25 protein-coding genes and 8 pseudogenes are annotated in these 20,630 nt (G+C 64.0%); 18 read left to right on the plus strand and 15 right to left on the minus strand.

The genetic code is table 11. The features are described 5' to 3' along the window. Window positions 1-53: 53 nt before the first annotated feature. The gene (locus DPM13_RS19955; RefSeq protein ID WP_145963405.1) at window positions 54-245 is read left to right on the plus strand and encodes a hypothetical protein; all 192 of its coding nucleotides are present in this window, start codon (window positions 54-56) and stop codon (window positions 243-245) included. 656 nt (window positions 246-901) lie between these two features. On the opposite strand, the pseudogene DPM13_RS27310 reads toward DPM13_RS19955, so the two are convergent. Then, a pseudogene (locus DPM13_RS27310) lies at window positions 902-1,301 on the minus strand (DDE-type integrase/transposase/recombinase); the annotation flags it as partial. A 327-nt stretch (window positions 1,302-1,628) separates the two neighbouring features. On the opposite strand from DPM13_RS27310, the pseudogene DPM13_RS15250 reads away from it, so the two are divergent. Beyond that, window positions 1,629-2,309: pseudogene (locus tag DPM13_RS15250) on the plus strand (IS110 family transposase); the annotation flags it as partial. Here DPM13_RS15250 and DPM13_RS27315 read toward each other — a convergent pair. The 4 genes and pseudogenes from DPM13_RS27315 to DPM13_RS15270 form a co-directional block, all read right to left on the minus strand. After that, a complete protein-coding gene (locus tag DPM13_RS27315) occupies window positions 2,255-2,524 on the minus strand; it encodes a PLP-dependent transferase (protein ID WP_223252619.1) in 270 nt (89 codons plus the stop codon). The pseudogene DPM13_RS15250 and the gene DPM13_RS27315 overlap by 55 nt on opposite strands. A gap of 385 nt (window positions 2,525-2,909) precedes the next feature. Then, a pseudogene (locus tag DPM13_RS15255) lies at window positions 2,910-3,173 on the minus strand (transposase); the annotation flags it as partial. A gap of 652 nt (window positions 3,174-3,825) precedes the next feature. Then, window positions 3,826-4,068, minus strand: a pseudogene (locus tag DPM13_RS15265) (pyridoxal-phosphate dependent enzyme); the annotation flags it as partial. Between the two features lie 461 nt (window positions 4,069-4,529). Then, window positions 4,530-4,697, minus strand: a pseudogene (locus tag DPM13_RS15270) (LysR family transcriptional regulator); the annotation flags it as partial. A gap of 485 nt (window positions 4,698-5,182) precedes the next feature. Between DPM13_RS15270 and DPM13_RS15280 the strand changes: the two are divergent. The 7 genes and pseudogenes from DPM13_RS15280 (at window position 5,183) to DPM13_RS19965 (ending at window position 8,584) form a co-directional block, all read left to right on the plus strand. After that, on the plus strand, window positions 5,183-5,356 hold the full coding sequence (locus DPM13_RS15280) for a hypothetical protein (RefSeq protein WP_223252076.1): 174 nt from the start codon (window positions 5,183-5,185) through the stop codon (window positions 5,354-5,356). 3 nt (window positions 5,357-5,359) lie between these two features. Continuing rightward, complete coding sequence (locus tag DPM13_RS19960) at window positions 5,360-5,695, plus strand: hypothetical protein (protein WP_145963406.1); 336 nt, start codon at window positions 5,360-5,362, stop codon at window positions 5,693-5,695. A 324-nt stretch (window positions 5,696-6,019) separates the two neighbouring features. After that, a complete protein-coding gene (locus tag DPM13_RS15285; RefSeq protein WP_189654710.1) occupies window positions 6,020-6,205 on the plus strand; it encodes a hypothetical protein in 186 nt (61 codons plus the stop codon). Window positions 6,206-6,427: 222 nt separating this feature from the next. Further along, complete coding sequence (locus tag DPM13_RS21200; RefSeq protein ID WP_189654950.1) at window positions 6,428-6,607, plus strand: hypothetical protein; 180 nt, start codon at window positions 6,428-6,430, stop codon at window positions 6,605-6,607. A gap of 454 nt (window positions 6,608-7,061) precedes the next feature. Next, window positions 7,062-7,751: a hypothetical protein gene (locus tag DPM13_RS21205; RefSeq protein WP_189654711.1), complete on the plus strand. Its 690-nt coding sequence runs from the start codon at window positions 7,062-7,064 to the stop codon at window positions 7,749-7,751. Window positions 7,752-7,823: 72 nt separating this feature from the next. Then, window positions 7,824-7,974, plus strand: a pseudogene (locus DPM13_RS15295) (IS110 family transposase); the annotation flags it as partial. Between the two features lie 412 nt (window positions 7,975-8,386). Further along, on the plus strand, window positions 8,387-8,584 hold the full coding sequence (locus DPM13_RS19965) for a hypothetical protein (RefSeq protein WP_145963409.1): 198 nt from the start codon (window positions 8,387-8,389) through the stop codon (window positions 8,582-8,584). 183 nt (window positions 8,585-8,767) lie between these two features. On the opposite strand, the gene DPM13_RS23840 is transcribed toward DPM13_RS19965, so the two are convergent. Beyond that, the gene (locus tag DPM13_RS23840) at window positions 8,768-9,124 is read right to left on the minus strand and encodes a hypothetical protein (RefSeq protein WP_223252077.1); all 357 of its coding nucleotides are present in this window, start codon (window positions 9,122-9,124) and stop codon (window positions 8,768-8,770) included. An 89-nt stretch (window positions 9,125-9,213) separates the two neighbouring features. Between DPM13_RS23840 and DPM13_RS23845 the strand changes: the two genes are divergently transcribed. The 7 genes from DPM13_RS23845 to DPM13_RS23855 all read left to right on the plus strand — a co-directional run bounded on the left by DPM13_RS23845 (window position 9,214) and on the right by DPM13_RS23855 (window position 13,134). Continuing rightward, a complete protein-coding gene (locus tag DPM13_RS23845; RefSeq protein WP_223252078.1) occupies window positions 9,214-9,456 on the plus strand; it encodes an ATP-binding cassette domain-containing protein in 243 nt (80 codons plus the stop codon). Window positions 9,457-9,850: 394 nt separating this feature from the next. After that, entirely contained in the window at window positions 9,851-10,057 is a 207-nt protein-coding gene (locus tag DPM13_RS15310; protein WP_223252079.1) for an ABC transporter permease, read from the plus strand. A gap of 795 nt (window positions 10,058-10,852) precedes the next feature. Then, the gene (locus DPM13_RS15315) at window positions 10,853-11,134 is read left to right on the plus strand and encodes a hypothetical protein (RefSeq protein ID WP_112888327.1); all 282 of its coding nucleotides are present in this window, start codon (window positions 10,853-10,855) and stop codon (window positions 11,132-11,134) included. After that, complete coding sequence (locus DPM13_RS19975; RefSeq protein ID WP_145963410.1) at window positions 11,131-11,373, plus strand: hypothetical protein; 243 nt, start codon at window positions 11,131-11,133, stop codon at window positions 11,371-11,373. Before DPM13_RS15315 ends, DPM13_RS19975 begins: the two co-directional genes overlap by 4 nt. 260 nt (window positions 11,374-11,633) lie before the next feature. Beyond that, the gene (locus tag DPM13_RS15325) at window positions 11,634-11,810 is read left to right on the plus strand and encodes a hypothetical protein (RefSeq protein WP_189654712.1); all 177 of its coding nucleotides are present in this window, start codon (window positions 11,634-11,636) and stop codon (window positions 11,808-11,810) included. A 119-nt stretch (window positions 11,811-11,929) separates the two neighbouring features. Further along, window positions 11,930-12,310 carry an efflux RND transporter permease subunit gene (locus tag DPM13_RS27730; protein ID WP_112888329.1) on the plus strand — a complete coding sequence of 127 codons (381 nt, stop codon included), beginning with the start codon at window positions 11,930-11,932 and terminating at the stop codon, window positions 12,308-12,310. A gap of 119 nt (window positions 12,311-12,429) precedes the next feature. Beyond that, window positions 12,430-13,134: a hypothetical protein gene (locus tag DPM13_RS23855; protein WP_317616329.1), complete on the plus strand. Its 705-nt coding sequence runs from the start codon at window positions 12,430-12,432 to the stop codon at window positions 13,132-13,134. A gap of 435 nt (window positions 13,135-13,569) precedes the next feature. Here DPM13_RS23855 and DPM13_RS15350 read toward each other — a convergent pair whose 3' ends face one another. The 7 genes and pseudogenes from DPM13_RS15350 to DPM13_RS15380 all read right to left on the minus strand — a co-directional run. Beyond that, window positions 13,570-13,827, minus strand: coding sequence for a RidA family protein (locus DPM13_RS15350; RefSeq protein ID WP_112888330.1), 258 nt, complete (start codon window positions 13,825-13,827; stop codon window positions 13,570-13,572). Between the two features lie 1,965 nt (window positions 13,828-15,792). Continuing rightward, window positions 15,793-15,888: pseudogene (glnQ, locus tag DPM13_RS23860) on the minus strand (glutamine ABC transporter ATP-binding protein GlnQ); the annotation flags it as partial. Between the two features lie 246 nt (window positions 15,889-16,134). After that, on the minus strand, window positions 16,135-16,470 hold the full coding sequence (locus tag DPM13_RS21215; RefSeq protein ID WP_189654713.1) for a hypothetical protein: 336 nt from the start codon (window positions 16,468-16,470) through the stop codon (window positions 16,135-16,137). A 288-nt stretch (window positions 16,471-16,758) separates the two neighbouring features. Further along, on the minus strand, window positions 16,759-17,055 hold the full coding sequence (locus DPM13_RS15365) for a BCCT family transporter (protein ID WP_397244774.1): 297 nt from the start codon (window positions 17,053-17,055) through the stop codon (window positions 16,759-16,761). 175 nt (window positions 17,056-17,230) lie between these two features. Beyond that, window positions 17,231-17,395 (minus strand): BCCT family transporter, encoded by a 165-nt coding sequence (locus tag DPM13_RS27320; protein WP_112888331.1) that lies wholly within the window; start codon window positions 17,393-17,395, stop codon window positions 17,231-17,233. Between the two features lie 7 nt (window positions 17,396-17,402). Beyond that, on the minus strand, window positions 17,403-17,615 hold the full coding sequence (locus DPM13_RS27325; protein ID WP_112888332.1) for a BCCT family transporter: 213 nt from the start codon (window positions 17,613-17,615) through the stop codon (window positions 17,403-17,405). Window positions 17,616-17,701: 86 nt separating this feature from the next. Then, window positions 17,702-17,824: pseudogene (locus tag DPM13_RS15380) on the minus strand (IS481 family transposase); the annotation flags it as partial. A 252-nt stretch (window positions 17,825-18,076) separates the two neighbouring features. Here DPM13_RS15380 and DPM13_RS15385 point away from each other — a divergent pair. Continuing rightward, a complete protein-coding gene (locus DPM13_RS15385; protein ID WP_145963411.1) occupies window positions 18,077-18,385 on the plus strand; it encodes a hypothetical protein in 309 nt (102 codons plus the stop codon). On the opposite strand, the gene DPM13_RS15390 is transcribed toward DPM13_RS15385, so the two are convergent. Beyond that, window positions 18,382-18,852 (minus strand): glycosyl hydrolase, encoded by a 471-nt coding sequence (locus DPM13_RS15390; protein ID WP_189654714.1) that lies wholly within the window; start codon window positions 18,850-18,852, stop codon window positions 18,382-18,384. The two genes, DPM13_RS15385 and DPM13_RS15390, sit on opposite strands and share 4 nt — an antisense overlap. Before the next feature lie 39 nt (window positions 18,853-18,891). Then, the gene (locus DPM13_RS15395) at window positions 18,892-19,566 is read right to left on the minus strand and encodes an aldehyde dehydrogenase family protein (RefSeq protein WP_112888335.1); all 675 of its coding nucleotides are present in this window, start codon (window positions 19,564-19,566) and stop codon (window positions 18,892-18,894) included. A 142-nt stretch (window positions 19,567-19,708) separates the two neighbouring features. Between DPM13_RS15395 and DPM13_RS21220 the strand changes: the two genes are divergently transcribed. Then, window positions 19,709-19,870: a hypothetical protein gene (locus DPM13_RS21220; protein WP_189654715.1), complete on the plus strand. Its 162-nt coding sequence runs from the start codon at window positions 19,709-19,711 to the stop codon at window positions 19,868-19,870. Window positions 19,871-20,630: the final 760 nt, after the last annotated feature.

The raw sequence follows: 20,630 nt of genomic DNA on the forward strand, positions 1-20,630 counted from the left end.
GCGTCCAGAAGCCATGGCGTCGCCGAGGTTAAGGCAGAGATCGCGCAGCCGCCATGCAAGACAGCCTTGCCGTCGATATTAGTCTGGATATGCCCGCCGCCCGGACGACTTCGGACAAAGTCCCGGCGCCGGCCGAGTTCGAGCGAGAGAAGCGGGAGGCCTGTATCCATAACCTCGGCCGCCGCATCGTCCGGCAGCCCGTGCTTCCCCGCCAAGCGGCCAATGCCCAAACCGTCGGCGCCTGATCCAAGCGCGTGCGCACATGCCGCTAATCGCTACTCAAGCAGCACGGTCGGACGGCATGCTGAATCCGGGAGCGGTCGTTGGCGGCGTCCAACAAGAATAATTTGTCGTTCTGTCGCAAATCTTGGTTTTTCGGGCCGGCGTTGAACGCCACTCTTCCCAGACAGCCGTAACATTTTCTGGTGGCCGGAACCGGCGGCACGGCCCTTCGCGCGCTACGCTGACCAGCCATCCCGGAAATTCGCAGGCGGGGCTGGCCTACGACCGGATCTGGTTGGGCGGATAGGCCGGCCTCCCACACGCCGAGCGGAGATCACAATGCCAGGTTGAGATACTTGATCTCCATATATTCCTCCAACGGGCAGCCAATGCCTTCGTCCTATCTGAGCATATGGTCTTCGCCTAGCCGGTAACCTGCCACTGCACTTTCATCTAGCCGCGACTTGAGCCGAGTTGGTGTTTACGCCGATCGGCGCAGGTTGAGCAATCGCCCGACGCGCGGAGCTTTCATCTCGCGCAGCGGGGCGGGCGATTGCGGTGGTCAGGTCCAGCGCGTGTGCCGTAATCTTTGTCCAGTGCCCAGCCCATGGCGGGTCAGTTCGGTGTTCCCGGCGCCGAAGCTGGCGCCGACGGGGTTGCGCAGGTTCCAGAAAGAAGCTCTTGAGCAGCTCGTCCCGCATCCGCCCGTTGAAACTTTCCACAAATCCGTTCTGCATCGGCTTGCCCGGGGCGATGTAATGCCACTCAATGTCGCGATCGGCGGCAAAGGTTAAGATCGCGTTACTGGTCAGTTCGGTGCCGTTGTCAGAGACGATCATCCCGGGCTTTCCGCGGCGTTCGATCAGGGCGGCCAGTTCTCGTGCCACGCGCCGCCCCGAGATTGAGGTGTCCGGGATCGCCGCCAAACATTCCCGGGTCACGTCATCGACGATGTTCAGCACCCGGAATCTTCGCCCGCAATCGAACTGGTCATGGACGAAATCCAGCGACCAGCGTGCATTGGGCCGCGCCTCGACCAGGATAGGGGCCCGTGTTCCGACCGCCTTGCGCCGCGCCGCCCACCGCGGGCGGCCCAACCCCGCGGAATAGACAGCAAACAATAATCGCTCAGCGGCTCGTTCGGGCCCAGCAGGAAGACTTGCGGCCGGTCCAGCAGAAAGGGCGTTTCGTTCAGCACGAATTCGATCGGCGCGGTGGTGGTCAGGCGCAGTTCTTCGGGGCCGAGTTCGTAGCGGACGTGGTTCGATCCGCGCCGGACGACCCGCGCCGGATGCTCGCCATAGCCGTGCCGCGGGCGCAGGCGCATGGTGATGCGTGGCATTCCCGTCAGGGGCTCGATCATGCGCACCAGGGTACATCGGCACACCATCAAACGGAGAGAAAGGATGCGCACAAAACCTGACCCTCAAACGGCGGCCTTCGGCATCGACATCGGCAAGAAGGTGTTCCACGTCGTCGCCCTGAACGCCGCTGGATCGGTGATTCAGCGCGCGAAGTTCTCGCGCGACACGTTGCTGGCCTTCTTCGATGCCGCGCCGAATGCACTCATCGGCATGGAGGCCTGCCCGGGCTCGCAATGGCTGGCGCGTCGGCTTGTCGCGATGGGCCATGATGCCCGGATCATTCCGGCGCGCTTCGTGAAGCCTTATGTCAAATCGAACAAGACCGACACGGTCGATGCGGCGGCGATTGCAGAGGCGGTGACGCGGCCGACGATGCGCTTCGTCGAGGTTCGCACACCCGAGCAGATCGATCTGCAAGCCCTGCATCGCATCCGCGACCGGCTCGTGGGGCAGCGGACGGCGCTGATCAACCAGGCGCGAGCCTTCTGCCTTGAATATGGACTGGCGATGCGCGTCGGCGCTGGCGGCTTTCATGCCGACATCCGTCGGCATCTGGGCAATGTGGAGAATGACCTGACCCCCGCCATGCGGGTGCTGCTCGAAGAGCTGCTCGATGACCTCGCCTACATCGAAGGGCGCATCAGGGCTGTGACCGGCAAGGTCGAAGCCTATGCCAGCCAGCACGACGCCGTCAGTCGCCTGGTGACCATCCCGGGCATCGGAGCTCTCGGCGCGACCGCGATCGTCGCAGCCGCAGGGGACGGACGGCAATTCCGCGCGGTGCGAATCTCGCGCTGGGGCTGGTGCCGGGGGGTTTCGCGAACCGCGACCGAACCCATCAGGATGTCCGAATGCCCGCCGGCATATTTCGTCAGCGCCTGCATCGAGACATCGACGCCCAGGTCCAGCGGCTTCTGCATCTGAACCGGGCGAACCATGCCCTCGGTGGCTGGCTCTCAGCCCTTGAGGCACGAACCCACCGCAACAAGGCCGTCGTCGCCTTGGCAAACAAGCTGACCCGGATCGTATGGGCTATCCTCACAAGGCCCGGCGCCATCTACCTGCCGTCGAGAGGCGCAGCGTTAAGCTGACCCTTCGGCCGCAGAACCGATTGCAGGGGAAAGTGATGACCAAACGGTTGATCGACCTGGGGTAAGCCACGCGCAAAAAAGCGGGACGCGATCCCGCACCACTAATCTGGAACCCGAGGGGCGGATCTCATCAAGGCCTTGCCGCCAAAAGCGGCTGACTGATCAGAGGCCGGATACATTTACGCAAGCCGGACGGCCACGCACGAAAACCTTGCAATAGCGGGGCGGACCATACATTTTTTGCAACCAGGTCCTTCATCGCCGCCAGATCCAGCATCTGCTCGGCCAGCAGCTTCTTCAGCTTGGCGTTCTCATCCTCGAGCCCCTTCAGCCGCTTCGCCTCCGACACCGTCATGCCGCCGAACTTGGCCTTCCAGTTGTAGAAGGTGCCTTCCGACATGCCGTGCTTCCGGCACAGGTCAGCGCACTTCGCGCCTGCCTCATGCTCTGCCAGGATGCCGATGATCTGTTCGTCCGTGAATCTCGTTCGCTTCATTTGTCCGTCCTCAAGTTCCACACAAATCCACGAAGGAACCCCACCAGGTCAGCTTCTACCTGGACGATTACGACCTTGCGTTTGGCAGGCCGTTAACTTCGACATCGCAAGCGGCCGAGAACTTGATGGCGGCTGGCTTGTTCGGAAAGTCTTCCCGAACTATGCCAGATCGGCGCAGTAGAATAGCACCAAGTCACCATCACCTCGACGTCGATCTCGGCCTTGCGCCACGAACGCCAGTACGCGCTAGCGCCTGGCGCGCATCTTCCGGGACCTGACCGGCTGCTTCGATCCACCGGTTGAGCGTGGCCTGTCACTGTGATGCCGCGCTCAGCCATGATCTCCTCGAGATCGCGGTATGACACGCCGTATCGCAGGCAGAAGAAGACCGCGTGCAGGATGATGTCCTTGGGAAACTGGGCACCTTTGAATGTAAGCTCATTGCTAATCCCCTTAGAACGACCAACCGCACATCCATCCTATCCTTCCGGCACCGACCTGCCGAGAACTTGGACAGAACCCCAAATGGACCTGGGACACACTCGCGGCCGACCGCGCCCCGACGATCAGCGGGGAGAAGGCCGACAACCGATGGCGCTGCAGCTCAAGCAAGCCGCGCGAGGGTGACCGCAGAAAGAAGATGGTGGCCGATTCCCGAAGGGTGGCACACCATCCATCCAAGCCCTTTTTCCGGCTGGCGGCGGACCCTTTTGAGGTACGTCTGGCCCGGCTTCAGCGCGCCCGAACGTTCGGCCTCTTCGATGATGTTCAGCGCCAGTCGGTCCTTGACCGAGGCGGCCGGGTTGAAGAATTCGCATTTGACATAAATCCTGACCCCCTCGGGCGCCAGGTTGTTGATCCGCACCACGGGCGTGTTGCCCACCGCCAAGGTCAGGGCGGTTTCGGCGTCCCAGGTCTCGAGACCCGTCGGCCGGAGGGTAGACCACATCGCGTACCACCCGCCCCGGTACCGTCGCCAGTGGGCGGTCGTACCAGATCGTGACCTGCCGCACCCCATCCGGGTCCGAGACATGGGCGGCAAAGACCGCCGCAACCGGGTCGAGATTCAGGGCAAGGGTGGAAGGAGCCGGTGAAGGCCAGACGGCTGGCGGTCCGTGCTGTAGGACAGCATGAAGTCGGCCTGCCGCGTCCGCAGCAGCGCATAGCAAGCCTCGCGGTTCGCCGAACCAGCCGGAGGTCATTGCCTGTCCTGTTGATGGTCGGATCAGCAGCGGCGCGCTGGCGGTGGTGACGGCGTGGTGGCTGGCGACCATCCGGGTGATTCGCGGCTGGCCGCGTGCCAGTTCGCTGCCAGGATGCCAAACCGCGGCATTGCGCATGTTCCTGAAACACCAGCCCGGCCTGCGTCAGCCGGATCTGGCTGCGGCTGCGGTCGAACAGCTGCACGCCCAGATCGGCCTCGAGCGCGGCGATCTGGCGCGACAGGGGCGGCTGCGCGATGTCAAGCCGGGTGGCCGCACGCCCGAAGTGAAGCTCCTCGGCCACGGCCAGGAAATACCGCATCCCTGCGGAGCGCAGCGCCACCTCCACGGCAACATCGCCATCAAGACGCCGAAAAACCATCGACGAAATAGACGAGACACGACCGAGGAGTGAACCGCAGAACAGCCTTAACTCAAGGTCGTCTGATGCTGCTGACTAGCTGTCCGCGCACTGCTTGGTCTGGCCAATCTGGCCCACCCCGACAGGAGCAGGATGAACCGCCTGTCCACGGACCTATGCCGCGCCTCCGGGAGGCCGCTCACGCTGCCATCCAGCGAATGCCCACGGGTCCGCAGCGATCTGCTTGTGGTCGGAGGGATCGCGAGCCTTGAAATCGCGCAAGGCGCCGATGAGGAATACCAGCTCGCGCCAACGGTGCGTGTTGTAGGCAGTCCCGGCGGAGCCTATGCCTTCAAGAACAGAGTCTGGGCTTGGGTCGCGCTCAGGTCCTCTCCCGACCAAGACCAGATCTCCAGCAAGGCCGAGAACTACAACCACAACAGTACATGCAGCTCGATCACCTGCACGGCGCGACGACCGAATGTTTCGCGGGCGGGCTGGACATGAACGCCGAGATGGAGAAGGTCGCCGACCGGATGCGCGCCCAGGGCCGCAAGGTCTATACGATCCCAGGCGGCGTGCTTGCCGCCGCCTGGGGTGCCGTCGAACAGGCGAACTGAAGCATGGCGACGAATGTCGGGGTCCTCAAAGCCACGCTTGGGCTTGATGCTGCCGGCTTTTCGTCCGGCATTGCCAAGGCCAAGACCGAAATCACCGGCCTCAAGGATACCGCCGACAAGGCCAGCACCAGTGCGTTCCGTGCCGGCGCCAATGCCAACAGGATGAGAACGTCTTCACGCTGGCCCATGCGACGGCGCAGAAGATCGGCGCCCCAGACGCGGTTCGGCGCGAAGATGGGCTGCCCATGGCCGATGTGGGCTGACCGTCTTTCCCGATCTCGAAGAGGCCATCGCCATGCACGAAAGGAACATGCGCGTGCCGCCCGGCGTTCCCGATGAAGGGTCCGGACCGGCAGATTGACCTATCCGCTGTGCAGTTGACGCAGGGGAGCGGCTGGTGTTCCTGCACACCGGCGGGGCGGCGGCGCTGTTCGGCTATGCGCGGCCATCGCATGATCATCGCCCGCCGTCTGCTGGCGGCCTGAGCCATGGCGCTGCGATCCCTTCCCGCGACCTATATGCGTGGCGGAACCAGCCGGGCGCTGTTCTTCGACCGCGCCGACCTGCCCTCGTGCTGGCTGCACGGTACGACACCGCCCCGGGCGCGGAGCGGAGCTTCGGCGCTGGCAGGTGCAGATGCCGCCTGTCGGGCCGGATCGTCCGTTGCCGCTTGTCCTCGAAGGCAAGGCCCGGCGGCAGGCCCATCGGACGGCGCTCCGCTTCGGCGACACGGTCCTCAGCTATGAGCAACTTCACCAAGGCATCAACCGCTTCGCCAATGGCTTCCTCTCACGCGGGTGCGCGTCTGGTGCTGGCGAGATCGACGTGAACCTGTGTCTCTCTGGATGATCTCGAGGCCAAATCCGCAGCATCGCCCGACGCGGTGATGGGCTCGACATGCGCGGGCATCTGTGCGACATGGCCGGCTGGCGGCGATCTGCGCGGCGGCGCGGGCTCCGCTGATCAGGACTGCGCGCATACTCGGCGCGCGCTGGCGGGTGCGGCGCAGCGGCGCGTCGGACGCGGCGGCCTTCAGCACCCAGGCCTACAAGCACCTGAATTCGGGCCAGGGTGGCATCCTCGCTGGCGGTCTATTACACCACGCTGATCCCGCTGCTGGCGGGGTTGCGGGCGGCGCCAGCGGCCTGGTTCGACCTGGTGCGCAGTTATGGCCGCGGCCGGTGGGCCGAACTGGCCCGCATGTCCACCTGCGCGCCGCGCTGCTGCGCCCGCGCTGGTCCGGATCGCTGATGCGGCGCCGCTGGCCCGCGCGCTGCGCCGCAGTGGCCTGTAGCCTGGCCCGCGCGCCGCAGCTGGTGCTGCCACACCGCCCGCCCAGGAAGAGTCGTCGGCAGTTCGTCCATCCGCCTGGCCGGGGCCTGCCGGCCACCGACCTTGTCGTTTCGCCGCAGCACAGGGTCCTGGTCCGTGGAGATGGAGCTGATGGTTCGGCGCCGAGAGCCCGTCGGCTTCGAATTCGGCCCACCGTAGCTGGCGCTATGTCGAGCCGCAGGCGGCGTGCCCCGCACCGTCGCGATCCTGGCGGGGCTCTCGACATGCGCCTGCGCTGACCTTCCGCTGGAGGATGCACGCTGATCGGACGTGATCATCACCGCCTGCGCCGCCCGCCTCGCTCGACGGGCAGATCTATGAGACGGCGGAGGGCAGGATCGGCATCCTGGGAGGCGCCTGGTCAGAGCCCGACGTGACGATCACGGCGGCCGATATCCTGTCCACTGAGATGGACGACAGCTACGACCCGTTCACCGCTGCTGGTACAATGTTCCCGCGGCGCCCCCGGCCGCATCGGATCAGCGCGGTGCCGATCCCGGACCGGTGCTCGCACGAATGGCCCGCGGTCTGGAACAGGCGGGGTTGCGGTGATTGCGATGCCATGATCCTGATCGACATTCCCCGGTCATCCGGCTGGTGGTGGACGATGCGGAACTTGCCCGCCGTCACGAGGAGATGGAGGCGCGCGGCAAGGATGCGTGGAAGCCCAAGGGCCGCAAGCGCCATGTTTCGCCCGCGCTGCGCGCTGATCGGCAGCTTCGACGCGACCGAAGCCGGCACCGGCGCCGGCGGCCTCATGCGCGACGACCCCCGCCTTGACGGTGATCTCGGAGGCGGGGACACCCCATTCCTCGGCCGCCGCGGCGACCAGCATGGCGCGGGCGGCGGCGCCGGCCTTGCGCATCTGCATGAAGCTGTTGGCTGCACGGAAGTTTCGCTGATCGCGCATGCGGCGGCGGAACATGCCGACACGTTGGACACACTGGATGCCTGGACGGCGCCATCGGCGAATTTGCGCATGGCGCGGACACGCCCCGGGGGGTGCGACACTGCGCGGGCTATGGCCATGGTGACGCGCTACGTTATGTTTTATCAAGCATAACGATTCGTGAGAGGGAGCGATGCGGTTTTACGCTGACGACCACCGCCGCTTGGCTGCTGGTCCGGCGACGCCGAGCCGTGGCATCGTATCGACCCATTACCTGCCACTCTACTTTCCGGAGGCGGACCGGTTCCATCGCAGCTCTCGCGGCGACTGGTTCCTGGCATTTCTGGAGGTCTTTCCGTCTCCCCACATGATCGCCGCCATGGACAAGGACGCCTTCAAGCTGGCCGAACCGGGCCGGTCGCCATCGGCGATCGCTGCTACGCAGGGGTAGATCTGCAGATGTTCTGCGGATCAAGTGATCGGCACCATCGAAAGCCTGATCGTGCGGAACGGCTCGGGATCTATCGCAGCGCGACGGAATGGAACCCCGGTACCGGCCGGACAACGGCACAGCGCTGATGGCGGCAGCGACCCTGCGTGCAGCACTGACGTGACCATCATGTCCATGCCGCCGACAGCGATCCCGGCGCGAAATCGGCCCAGACGCCGGTGTCCGAACCGAAGCAGAGGAAATCCTGCAGAACGCGCGGGTTGCCGCGCCCAATCAGTGAGGCAACCATGAGCGAACTGCGCCTTTACGGCACGGTCGGTTCGTCCTTTTGGGACGAGGACTATTCACCGCGCGCCAGGTGCGTGAACAGCTTGACGGAACCAAGCGCTATCCCATCGGCTTCTTCCACATGGATATTGCCGAGGTTCAGACGGGCGGAAGCTATACCGGCGCCTATCCCGCGCAGGTGCCGGTGACCTCGAGAGCAATTCCTTCCTGCCCGCCACTGAGCAGGCCAAGGCCGAATGGCTGGGCGGCGGCATCGCCGAGGCGCTGAAATCGACCGCGCAGTTCCTGAAGTCGGCGGGCCGGATCGACAGCGCCAGCGACGACTTACGCCCTATGTGACGGCCGACTTCCGCTTGGCGCGCAGTAACCTTATCAACTCACCCGCGCCCGGCGGGGCCGGCGCGCAGGGAAAGGACGGAGTCGCAGACCCTGGACATCGCCAACGCCTCGCTCATCTATCCGGCGCAGGCTGGCCGCGGCGGTCGTCGCTCTGCACGACATCTACCTGGACGTGGACAAGCCCGATCGTGGCGCCCTGGGGGCGACGGCATGGGCAAGTCGACGCTGCTGAAACCTGATGGCAGGGCTTCATGGCGCCCTTCAGGGGCAGATCACGCTGGACGGCCAGCGACGGTGACGGGCCGGGCGCCGAACGTCGGTCGTGTTTCAGAAACACGCGCTGCTGCCCTGGCTGAACGTGATCGACAATGTCGAATTCGGCCTGAAGCTGCAGGGCAGGCCAGCGGCCGATGCCGTCGCTGACCGGGACATGGCGCTGCTGGGCCTGCAGGATTTCCACCAAGCACATGATCTATCACCTGTCAGGTGGTCATGCGCCGATGGGATCGCTCGCGCACTAGACCTGCGATCCCAAAATCCTACTGACGGACGAACCGCATGGCGGCCCTGGACGCTCTGACCCGCGAAACCGTGCAGGAACTGCTGCTCAAGATCTGGCAGCAGACCGACAAGATGTATTTCTTCATCACCCACAGCGTCGAGGAGGCGCTGTTCCTGGGCTCGCGGCTGATCGTCATGTCGCCGCGCCCCGGCCGCATCACCCACACCTATGACCTGGACTTCAACAAACGCTTTCTGGCGGGGGAAACGCCCGTGCAGATCAATTCAGCCGCGACTTGATCAACGGACGAGGCCAACACTTACGAAGCGCATCATCTTCGCTTCGCTGACAGCCAGTGCGCCACTTGCTATTGCGGCGATGTGGGGCTCTGCCCTACTGAAGACGTTCCAATGACGAGCGCTATCATCGCGCTATCATCGCGCGAGAGGTGGCGCTCGGCGCCGGGCCGCCACGACGATCGGGCGCAGCAATACTGCTTTGGGCGCGTTTTATAGACGCCTGTCGTTCCGGATGGCGGTGACCGCCACGGCACGGAAGCCACGGCACGGAGATCGCCGTTCTGTTCTATAATGCCGTGCGCTTTGGCATGACCTACCGCGACCCGGGCGCGGCAGCCTATGAGGAACAACATCGCAGCCGTGTTCTGGCAAACCTCCACGGCCGCGCATCGGCGTGGCGCTGGCGGTAATCGCGGGCCTGACCCGGCTGGGCGAGGATCTGGTCGATGCGCCGATGCAGATGCTGCGCACGGTGCCCAACGTGGCGCTGATCCCGCTGTTGATCATCTGGTTCGGTATCGGCGAGGCGCCCAAGGTGGCGCTGATCGCCTGGCGGCTTTTCGCGCCCATGGCGATCGCGGCGCGGGCCGGAAGGCCCTAGGCCTTCCAAAAACCCAGCTCAAAACCTTTTGAGTTCTGGAAGGGTTTTGGTAGTCTGAGCGATATGATCCTCGGCTATGCCCGTGTTTCCACGGATGATCAGACCATCGGCTTTGGCTGGACGACGCTGGTCGCCGCCGAGATGGTCGCGGCCACCAGGGCATCGGCTACATGGCGCTGAGCGCCTCGAATACCTGCGCCTCGACGGTCATCATGGGGACATCGTGACGCGGCTATCGCCTATGCCTTCGACCTGCTGATGCGGACGCATCGAACGCGCGCTGATCCCCTGGAAGGGCAAGATCTGACCGCCTGACCGCCTGCCACCGAACTTCCGACCTGAATCACCGAAGATGCGGACCCCTCGAAGACTGCCGCGCGGGGTGGGCAGGGGTGCCGCCATATCGAACTGTCGGTCGGCTACGTCTCCCTGGCCGAGATCGAGCCGGAGATCTGGCGGCGGCTGGTCGTTCCCTGCGACTGGACGGCTGGATAGGCCACCTGATCCTGACCCGCGACGGCGCTGCGGCGCGGATCGAGGTCAGCTCCGCACCTCAAGGACGATTCCGCTACGCCTATGAGACCATCCGCACCTTCGCCGAGGCCCGAAAGCGCGATCGGCGATGTTGGAAGAACCGCAGAGCTGGCGTCGCGGCCGGGGGCGATCCCCTGCAATGCGCCGGCGCTTGGCAGCGTTGGCGGTGATGACCTTCGAGGCCGAACGACGGACACGGAAGGTCGCGGCCTGCCACACATGGCGCATGCGCACCTCCGCAGAAGGGCAGGGGCATCAAGGATGACCCGCAAGGGACTGCTGCTGACGGCCGCGACGATCCTGGCCATGGGCGGGGGCAGGGCGTCGCCGCGACCGCGCATCGCGATCGCGCTGTCCAAGGCCGACATCCTTATCGGCCCGGGCAACCAGCTGGCGCCGAGGCCAAGCGGAAACTTCGGCGACGTCGAGATCATCTATACCGGCCCGACCGACACCACCGCCGACGACAGCGCAGATGCGGATCGTGGCCTGCGGATCTGCTGGGCGGGCCGAGCTGGCCTACTGCTCGCCGGCCTGGCATGATCGCGCTGCCGGGGCCCTTGCCCGCGGCGCTGACCCGCCACCCCGCGCTGATCGCCCCCGCCCGGATGAACCGCCGCAATGCCGAGGCCGCTTGCGCGACATGCCGAAGGTCCTGTCAACAGCCGCGAGGACTACGGCCCGCCGACCACGCGCCCGAGCAGCTGCACGTGCTGGCACGCGATCTGGACTGGTGGCTGGGGCGGCGCCTGCATGGGATTCTTGGGAAGACGACGCCCTGACCCATGACAAGGCCTCGGGCCGGTTCTTCGACCCGGACAAGCTGCACCGGCTACCACGCGGCGCGTTCTTCCAGGTCGACGTACATGAAGCTTGCACCTGGCAGCGGGCCCGTGCCGAGGCCGTCCTGCCGCTTGCGAGGCCACGGCCCGCATCTCGCGCCTTGAGGGGATGGAGGAGCAGCCCGCACCGCCGACATCCGGTCGCGACATGCACGTCCGTCGCGGAACGGGTCCACGAAGCCGTGGGCGGACGTTGATCCATGGGTAAGGCCGCCCCTGCGCTTGTCCTTGTCCACGGCTATCTGATCGCGCACCATTATGATGCGGAACGCGGCCCGCGTGTCGAAGGCGGGCGGATCCGGATTCCCTCCGGCCCGGGCCTGGGCGTGACGCCCGACCTTTCCCGTTTCGGCGCGCCCGTCCTGTCGTTCGGATAGGCGCCGGTCTGGATCCATGACAAGGTCCTGGTCGCTTGCTCTGGTCGGCCTTCCATCGGCGGCATGATCGCGCAGGATCGCCGCCTTGGCCCCGGCCCCGATTGGGCGGCTGGTGCTCTATGGCACCGGGCGACATGGTGCCCTTCACCGCCTTCACCGCCCAAAGCTGGGACCAGCAGGCGCAAAGCCTGGCGCGCTATGGCGGCACCCGCGCCATGCAGATTTCGGGCGAGGCGGCGCAAGGCGTCTCCTCCGGTACGGCGATGGACGTGATGGAGGAGCTGGCCGCCTTGGCCGCGCTGACCGCATGGAGCTGGGACGGACGCGATCGGCTTCGGGTATTTCGCGCTGACGCTGATCCTGTGGCGCGACCTGCGGATCTTTCGCATCTACGAAGGCAGTTCGGAAATCCAGCGCAGCATCATCGCGCGCGGGCTGCTGGCCTGACGGTGCCCGGCGCGGCGCCGGCATCACGCGGCCCGGTCACGGGATGGCCTTGAACCAGCGCTGTCGCAGATGAGCAAGGACGTTCAACCGCGAAACCAAGCCGCAGCAAGAGGCCGAGATAAAGCGGATCGTCACGGAAACAAAGGCCGATCTGGTCGTCCTGGCGCGTTACATGCAGATTCTGTCCGACGATCTGGCGCAATTTCTGTCAGGCCGGTGCGCCGGCATGCTCTTGGCGCTGCTGCTGGGCGGCCATGAACTACCTGGCCGAGGACGGCACCCGGACCGCGCCGGGCGTTGCGCTGACGGCGCGCACGGTGCTGCGCTGGGGGTGGCGCTTCTACGGCGCGCATCGCCGGGGCATGCTGGCGTCCTTGGCGGCCCTGCTCGGCCCCAGGTGGTCGCGGGCGTGGTGCTGACCATCCTGATTCGGCCTGATCGCCGCGCGTTGAAACAGGGCTGTCGCTATGCACTGCGACCCCGGCTCGGCGGCGACTGCGGGGCCCGGCCGCTGGCGCTCGGGGCGGTGCTGCCGCGCCATGAACGGTCCGAACGCGACCTGGCCTTCACGGTGCTGTCGGTGACGGTGCTGTCCACGGTGGCGATGGGCTTTGCGACCGGGGCCGTCGATCTGTTCGGCGGTACGACCGGAACAGGTGGCGGTGTGTTCCTGGCGTCACCATCCATGACCTCACATGAACGGCGCGGCACGGCCCGGCAGACGGCCGCCACCACGGCGGTCTATAACCTGATGAACTCGGCTGCGGCGCTGGTCGGGGCCTATGCGGCATGGGATCCAGCGCGCGCGCGCTGCGACCGCGAAATCGGCGCTGAGCGGTCGCCGCTCTTGTACTCGTTGGCATCGTTGCGGGTGTAATAGTTGTAGAACACCCGACATGACGAACCCGGGGTGCGGGCATCCCGGTGGTCCTGCGCGGCTGGGCGGGCGGTCGCAGCGCAGGGCTCTGCGATCGCCAACGCCGCAGGGGCATCAGACCTCGCAGGCCGGATGCTCGACGTCGGCGAGAAGATCGGACTGAGGGCCGTACCGCTGACTAGGAGGCGAGAGAGCAACACTGTCCAGTTGCTGAACAGGAGCCTGCTATCAGTGAGGAAAATATTTGGGCGCAGTGATCATCCTGCGCCCAAGAGGTTGCAAGCCGAAAGCTCTCCTTCGCGAGGATGACGCCTTAGACGGCCAGCTAAAGGTCACGAACAAGATTTCGCCGATGGTCGAGACCGCGCCTATCGCTGACAGACTGACGTCACATGCACGCCACCATGCGCTGATGAGAGCGAGCGAGGAGCGCATCTACCCCAACTGATCAGCACGACGGAAAGGCAGCATGATGCAGACAAATCGCTTCGACATCGTTTCGCGGTCTCCGTGCACCACGATCATCTCGACCCGCATTCCTGTGCGAGCGAGGGGTACACCGCCGGTCGCGCGGGCAGAGGCGATGGCCCGATCCACCCATGTGCCAAACCGGTTCATTCCCGCGAAATCTGCCATAGGCCAACCGACCTGGACCGAAGCAATGTCAGTCTTGAAGCCGCCGATGCCCGCCATCACCGTAGCGATACTGCCAGGACATGTTCCAGAACTTGCACGGAAACTGATGCCCCTGCACCATGAATAGGAAAGGCCGGAAAAGGGCACCAGTCCGGCAAGGAAAGCGATTCCTCACCGACGATGACGGATTCACGCATGCGGACGAACCAGAACCTATGCGGGTCAGGGCCAAATCCCCCTTACGCCGAACCATGGATCGTTGGTCGTGGCGCACGGCAGACCCCGCGCGTGGCGTCAGAGCAGGACAGTCCGTGCGCATCGCCAAGGCATTCAGTTCCACGAGCGCGACAGCGACAGGGCCAGCATCTCACAGGAGTAGATGTGACTGGTAAATCAGACGGATACCTCTCCCCGACGGAGAAATCCTGAGCTGCAGCCTTATGTAACATGAGATGATAGAGTGTTTGATAAATGATAGAGATCATTAGCATTGTCTATTTTTGTCTTCGGCATGTGCAATTCCATTCCAGCCGAACGACAAGTCCGGATGCCTGATTCCACTGCACCTGATAATACGAAACCACCGCAACAGAAAACACCTGCCCGGCAGGTATTGCACCGCTGCGATAGCGTGAACGCCGCTGATCAGTGCCGTCACAAGTCTATACCGCGAACTCCAAAGAACACCGACGCGTCCCACCCACCCCGGCCGATGATCGTTGCCGTCCATTAGTCGGTGGGACAACATGGACGTGGATGGCCGCTGATGGCATAGTGTGGCGACCCTCGTGTCGACCACGGACAGAAGCATGATCCCGGCGGCGAGATGATCACTCGAAGGGACTTAACGGACGAAGGCCCATTACAGAAGCACTACTTTGGCGGATTATCATTATGGCGTTCTGCGATAAGCTTTTCACAATGAGGGCAACGTATCGGTGGCGGTTTCGCCAGTGCGTCGAGGATGGCCTGCCTGACGGCTGGCATGGTTGGTTGCGGGGGCGGTCCGGGTGGGCTGCCTTAAACAGAGCTGATGCGCACCCACTGCGAGACACGTGATCAGCGGCAGGCGGATCCATAGAAGTCCATGGCTGTGCATCTGCATGATGAATGCGCTATTCCGACAGCATCATCGGACCCCGAATCAACATCATCCCGGACCCTGAGAAAGCGTCGTGCATGGCGATCTGCACGCGCCGAAGGCATAAAACGGCCTGCGGCGAATACGGTTCGACATCTGGACCGACAAATTAGGTCGCGATCCATCCCCCGCAAGCCTTTCCACCGCGGCAACTTCCTGACCAGGACGTGCGATTCAAAGTGGCTGCTCGGGCACCGACAGCCTCGACACGACTGATCGCCGCAGGCGCGGTTCCAACTCTTCGCTCGGACACATACCAGAACCGGGCCGTGGATGCCGAGCTGAAAAAGTCGATATCCAACGCCCCTGGAAATGTCGCCCAGAACGCGTCCGCAGCGCCGCGATTGTCATCGAGCCATCGATGCGCTGAGTTTGCCGCTCGTCAGCGGTCATGGTCGCCAAGCGCATCGATCAGCGGGACCATGGGGCCCGAGCATCATGGATAGGGAGCATTGGCCTTGACCAAGGTCAGCTCCGCTTCCCCCCATTTCCAGAGGGCGTTCCACGGATGGGCCTCGGGTCTTGGCCAGTCAGCGAGCTTTTCCGCCACTTTTTCAACGTCGGCGCCTAACTCGGCCCGCATGATGGTTTGGAGGGGGTGAGCATCGCCTCGGGCTAACGTTCCTGCCAAAGGCATAAAATGGTCAAGAAATCCTAACCAGCCCGGCACCGACTAGGCATACTCCCGAACTCACGCCAAGGCCTCTTCCCGGCCTCCATCAATTTTGGGAACACGGTGACGCACAAGAACGGCGCCATTGGACCGAGGCACCTTGGCTTGCGACGCACCCCGGCGCCCGCTGGTTCAGGCCTGCCCGCTTTAGGGTCATGCAGGCTGGCCATGTCTCGCAAAAGCTGCGGACTCGCATGAACGCGTCGCTTCAGTGTCCCAAAACCTGGGACAAGAATTTCCGCGTGCGATCGCTTCTCGGCGCGGTGAAGAATTCCTCCGGCGCGGCCTCCTCGACGATTTCACCGCATCCATTTCCAAGAAGTTAAGATGCGGTCCCTGGCGGGCTGCCGTTGCGCACCACATGCGCAAACAGCCTGACCGAACGGTTGGCTCGGCTAAGTGTTAGTTCGCGAGGTGAAATCCGACCCGCTTCCTGCAAAGGAACGTTTTCTCCCAAGCGCATGCAGGTTCCGAGGGCGGGATCGCATAAATACGGGAAAGTAACCTCACAAACACTAGAAGCACCCGATCAAAAGCTGCATCGGGCAAATCATGGGAGAACGCGAGCAAGGCTATAGGTGCGGACCGGGCAGCATCGCGCGATGCACCGCACGACCAATGCCAGCATCAGCGGCCATTGCGGGCGGTCGAAGCGCAGCTTGTCTGCATAGGCGTCGATCCGGCGCAGGAACGACAACGCGGGCATGAGCGGGCGATTCTCTTGCAGGAATCCATCGCGCTTGCGGAGGGGGCAACCGCGCTGGCGCTTCTGATCGCGATGCAGTTCATCGTGACGTTCATTTCCGTCCGGTCGGAACGCTTCGCCAAGATCGTCCGGTCCGAGCCGGCGCTTCTGGTTCGCGAGCGGCTTTTTGGCCGCCAGCAACCTAGCCCGGCTGCCCAGGCTGCTGCGGGATGACCACAGGAACGCTGACGCGATGAGTTCAGCACCGTCCCTCCGGAGCTGTCGACATGAGCGCAGGCCATGATCCCCATCGCGCTTCCCCAGAAGCGAGCGCCATCCGAGGGCTCGCCTTCCGACATCGAGCAGCACGACGACATGGTCGGCTGGTCAGGTGCAACCTTCGATCCCGAAGATGCCAGGATCGACAGGATCGTCGAACGCTTTGACCAACTCGCGAAGAAATGGTCCCCGCGGCCAGCTGAAGCCCTTTCACGAACCGCATATAACGGGAGGCGTCTCGGAAATCGCGGTGCCACCAAAAGCCGTCATCCACAGGACCGAGATCAGCGAGGGCACGATCAGCACCGCGGTCAGGAACTGCCGCACGGTCCGCCCGCGCGAGACCCGGGCGATGAACATGCCGACAAAGGGCGACCAGCTGATCCACCAGGCCCAGTAGAAGGCGGTCCAGCCATGGCGAAAGTTGTCGTCGCTGCGCCCGAACGGATTGGACAGCGGCAGGATCTTGGCGTAAACTCCCATGCCACCGAGAAAGCCGCCGAGCATGTCCCAGGTCGGCCCAAGACCAGAAGAAACACCAGCAGCGCCAGGGCGAGCGGTATCGTCGAAGCTGAGAAAGGACTGATGACATTGGCACAGGCACCGAAATCGCCAAGTGTGTAAAGCGTCACAAGGGCCATGATCACGACCGCCTGCGTTGCAAACGTATCGGGAAGACCGGTCAGCGCGCTAAGGCCATGGCATCTGAAGACCCAGGATCCCGACGGCCCACGGTTCCGGCGACCACGGCGATCAGGCAGGTCCCGTCCGCGATCAATCCGATCGGCCCATGGATCGCGCGCTCGCCGAAGACCGGGTAGAGCAGTGTACGCGGGGCCAGCGGCAAGCCCTAGTCATAGGAATGCATCAGCATGACGCTGGTCAGCGAGCCAAGGATTGCCCAGGCAAGAAAGTCCCCAATGCGAGAAAGCTTTGGGCCAAGGCCATGTTGGCACGGGCCAGCAGTCCGCGGGCGCATCGCCGAAAACCGGCGGTGTTGCCAGGAAGTGCGCAATCGGCTCGCCTGCAGCCCAGAAAACACCGCCGCCCGCCAGCAGTGTACACATGATCACCGATGCCCAGTTGACGGTCTTGAATCGGGACAGGCAAGCCCCCCATGATCGGTTCGGCCACCCGGTAGGAACGCTGAGGACTTAGACCGTTGCGATATGTCGCCATCCACGTCGGGCAGTCGAGAGATGCCGTGACGCTGAAGGCACCGATGCAGCGCCGAGCGTGTCAGGTGCGGGATGGACGGCTGCAGGGCATAAAGGCAGAAAAAGAAGGCATGAACCCTCCCGAAAGCGCAAAGAGCAGCCTGTAGCCCGACAGGCACGGCCTGCCCCTGCGCAAAGCCAGCAATGCTCGCGCATAACGAACCTCCGCGAACGCCTATGATCAGTACGCGCTGCAGGCCCTTGCGCGGTAGGCCGGATCCCGCTACCCTGTGCGGGGCCGGAGCTGATGTCGAGGCCCAGGACCAATCGGCAGCCCAGACGCCCTCAGGATCTGTTTATCAAGCCCGGCAGTGTCAGGCCGGACCGCAGTTTCCAAAGCGCGGCGGGCCAGCCTGCGCCTGTCGGAACAGAAGGAACATCGCCGCGCCGCCAGGATGCAGCGCTGGTTCGGGCCCGAACGCATCCTGTGGATCATCCTGATGATCGTCGTCCTGACCGTCTCGATCGCACCGCTGGTCTTCGCGGTGGATGCCTCGTTCTACGAGGAAACCAACCGCAGGGTACAGGCCTGCCGTTCTCAGACGGTGGGGATAGACCGACAGGCCCAAAAACCCGCCAGAGACGCCAAGCGCTGCCCAGCAGCGGTCACACTTGTTTAGAAGGCCGGATGCCAAGCGCAGGCGGTTGGCAAGGCGATGGTTGCGATCCGGGAATAAGGGCTTGCCGACAGGGTGACGACGCCTGGCCGCCACCCAGGCCGATCCGGATCGAGACCCGCGACAACGGCAAGCTTCATGCGGAAATGTCCGGCCAGGTTCGCTACCTGCCGGAATATTACCACTATTTCGGCGGGCTGGCCGACAAGGTGGAAGGCGGCGTGCTGCCTTCCGACAAGCCCGATGTCTTTACCTATGCACGAGCCGTTCGAGCCGTTGGGGGTGGTGGTCTGTATCACGGCGCGCCAATCGGCCACGGCGATCTCTGTCACCCAGATCGGGCGCTCGTAAAGCCGATAGGTTTCTTCCAGCCGTTCGATCACCTGCCCGGCGTCCGGCGCGGAATAACTGTGAACGCCAATCGAATCGATTTTCAGGCCGCGCCGGTCGGCTTGCAGCATGAAGTTCATCATCCACCTGCCCCGCGCGTTGCAGCCCGCGCTGCGGCGTCAAAGCGACCGGTGCATGTAGGACGTCTTGACGATGGTGTAGAATTCCGCCGCATAGCGGCCCTGTTCGCGGGGGCCATAGCTGGACGCGCCGCGGCCGCCGAAGAGCGGGCATGATAGTCGGTTCCAGCCGTGCGAGTTGATCATGCCGCAACCTGCCCGCAGTCTGGCCGGAAATACCATGCGCGCGACAGGGTCCGGGTCACGATCCCGGCAGACAGGCCAAACTGGCGTGTCGTTGGCAACCGCCAGGGCCTCGTCATAATCCGCGACACGGATCACCGAGGCCACCGGGCCAAAGACCTCCTCGCGGTTGATGCGCATGTCGTTGCGCGTCTCGGTGAAAAGCGTCGGGGAAAGATAGAAGCCCGGCGTCTCGCGGTTCAGGCGCTGGCCGCGCACCGTGGCGCGGGCCCCCTCGGCTCGGCCCTTGGCGATGTAGCGAGCGTTCGCCCAAGCTGCCTGGCGCTGACCGCGATGGCCAAGCTGCGTCCCTTCCGCAAGCGCGTGGCCGAAATGCTGGAACGCGAACGCACGCATGATTTCTCGACGGCAGGGAACGGCGGTATGCTCTATCAGACGGCTAGAGGCTGTGCATATCTCACCGTTCCGCCAAAGGCGGCGCCTGCGGCATTGGCGACCGCCAGATCCAGATCCCGTCGGCCAGACGATCATGGGGTTCTACGACCCCGTTCCGTCTCCCTTGTTCATGCCACTTGGCAGACGCTGCAATGCCCCACCAACCCCGTCCGACCCGGTGAACTGATCGCATCGCGCTGGCGCCGAGATCGCCATTCAGACCGCGCAGGACTGGCACATGCTGGTGGTTGAGGAAGCCATCGACACGTCGCATCCGAGCGCCCTGCAATCGTTTCTCGGCAGCGCGACGGAACGGTTCGCGAAAACATCGCGCGGTTCCGCGATGCGCCTATCGAGGACGTGGTGGCCGCAGCCCGCCAGGCCGGGGTTCACGAAATGATCGGCCGCCTGCCCAAGGGTTACGAAACGCCTCTGCTCGATGCCGGGGCGCGCGCTCTCGGGCAATTTTCGTTGCGCAGGCATTCACCCGGTCCAGCGACAGATCGATGGGCTTTTCGCAAAGGATCGCCTTGCCTGCGGCGACCGACTGCTCGATCTCGCGCAATAAGCGCCCAATTTACTCGGAGCGCGTAGCAGTTCAACACCGACCGCCTCAGGACATCGGCCGCGTCTGGAGACGAGGCATTGCCCCATCCAGATTGCTGAGCACGAGCGGCGGCATCCAGTGCCGATCCTGCGTGTCCTCAACCGTGGCATTGGCCACTCCGGCCCAGGGGTTTTTCCGTACCGTGAGTCCTGCCCGCCTGCCAGCTGCCGTGCGAAGAAAGTTGCCTTGTCCAGGGTGATGCCGCGTCGCATGAGGATTCGCCCTTGCTGACAAGCGATAGCGATTCAAGCAATCTTGAAGATCTCATTCATCCAGTGCTCTTCAATCGTTGCTTGCGGCTCTTCGCGTCTTCCAAGTCAAACTCGTCAAGGATCACTGGTCGCCAGCAGTCAGTTCTAGGGCGGACACCTTCCACCGTATCGTGCGTGATGATGCTGTTGCAACCATCAGCGTCGGTGGTGATGTGAAATTGCTTGGCTCAGCTATAGATGTCTAACATACGTTAGGTGTGATGGTAATTGGTATACATCAGACACACTCAGTGAGGATTTAATCGAAGTGGCAGGCTATCTACGTCTGCGAATACTGCGGC

It is taken from the genome of Paracoccus mutanolyticus (assembly GCF_003285265.1).
In the GTDB taxonomy this organism is placed as follows: Bacteria; Pseudomonadota; Alphaproteobacteria; order Rhodobacterales; family Rhodobacteraceae; genus Paracoccus; species Paracoccus yeei.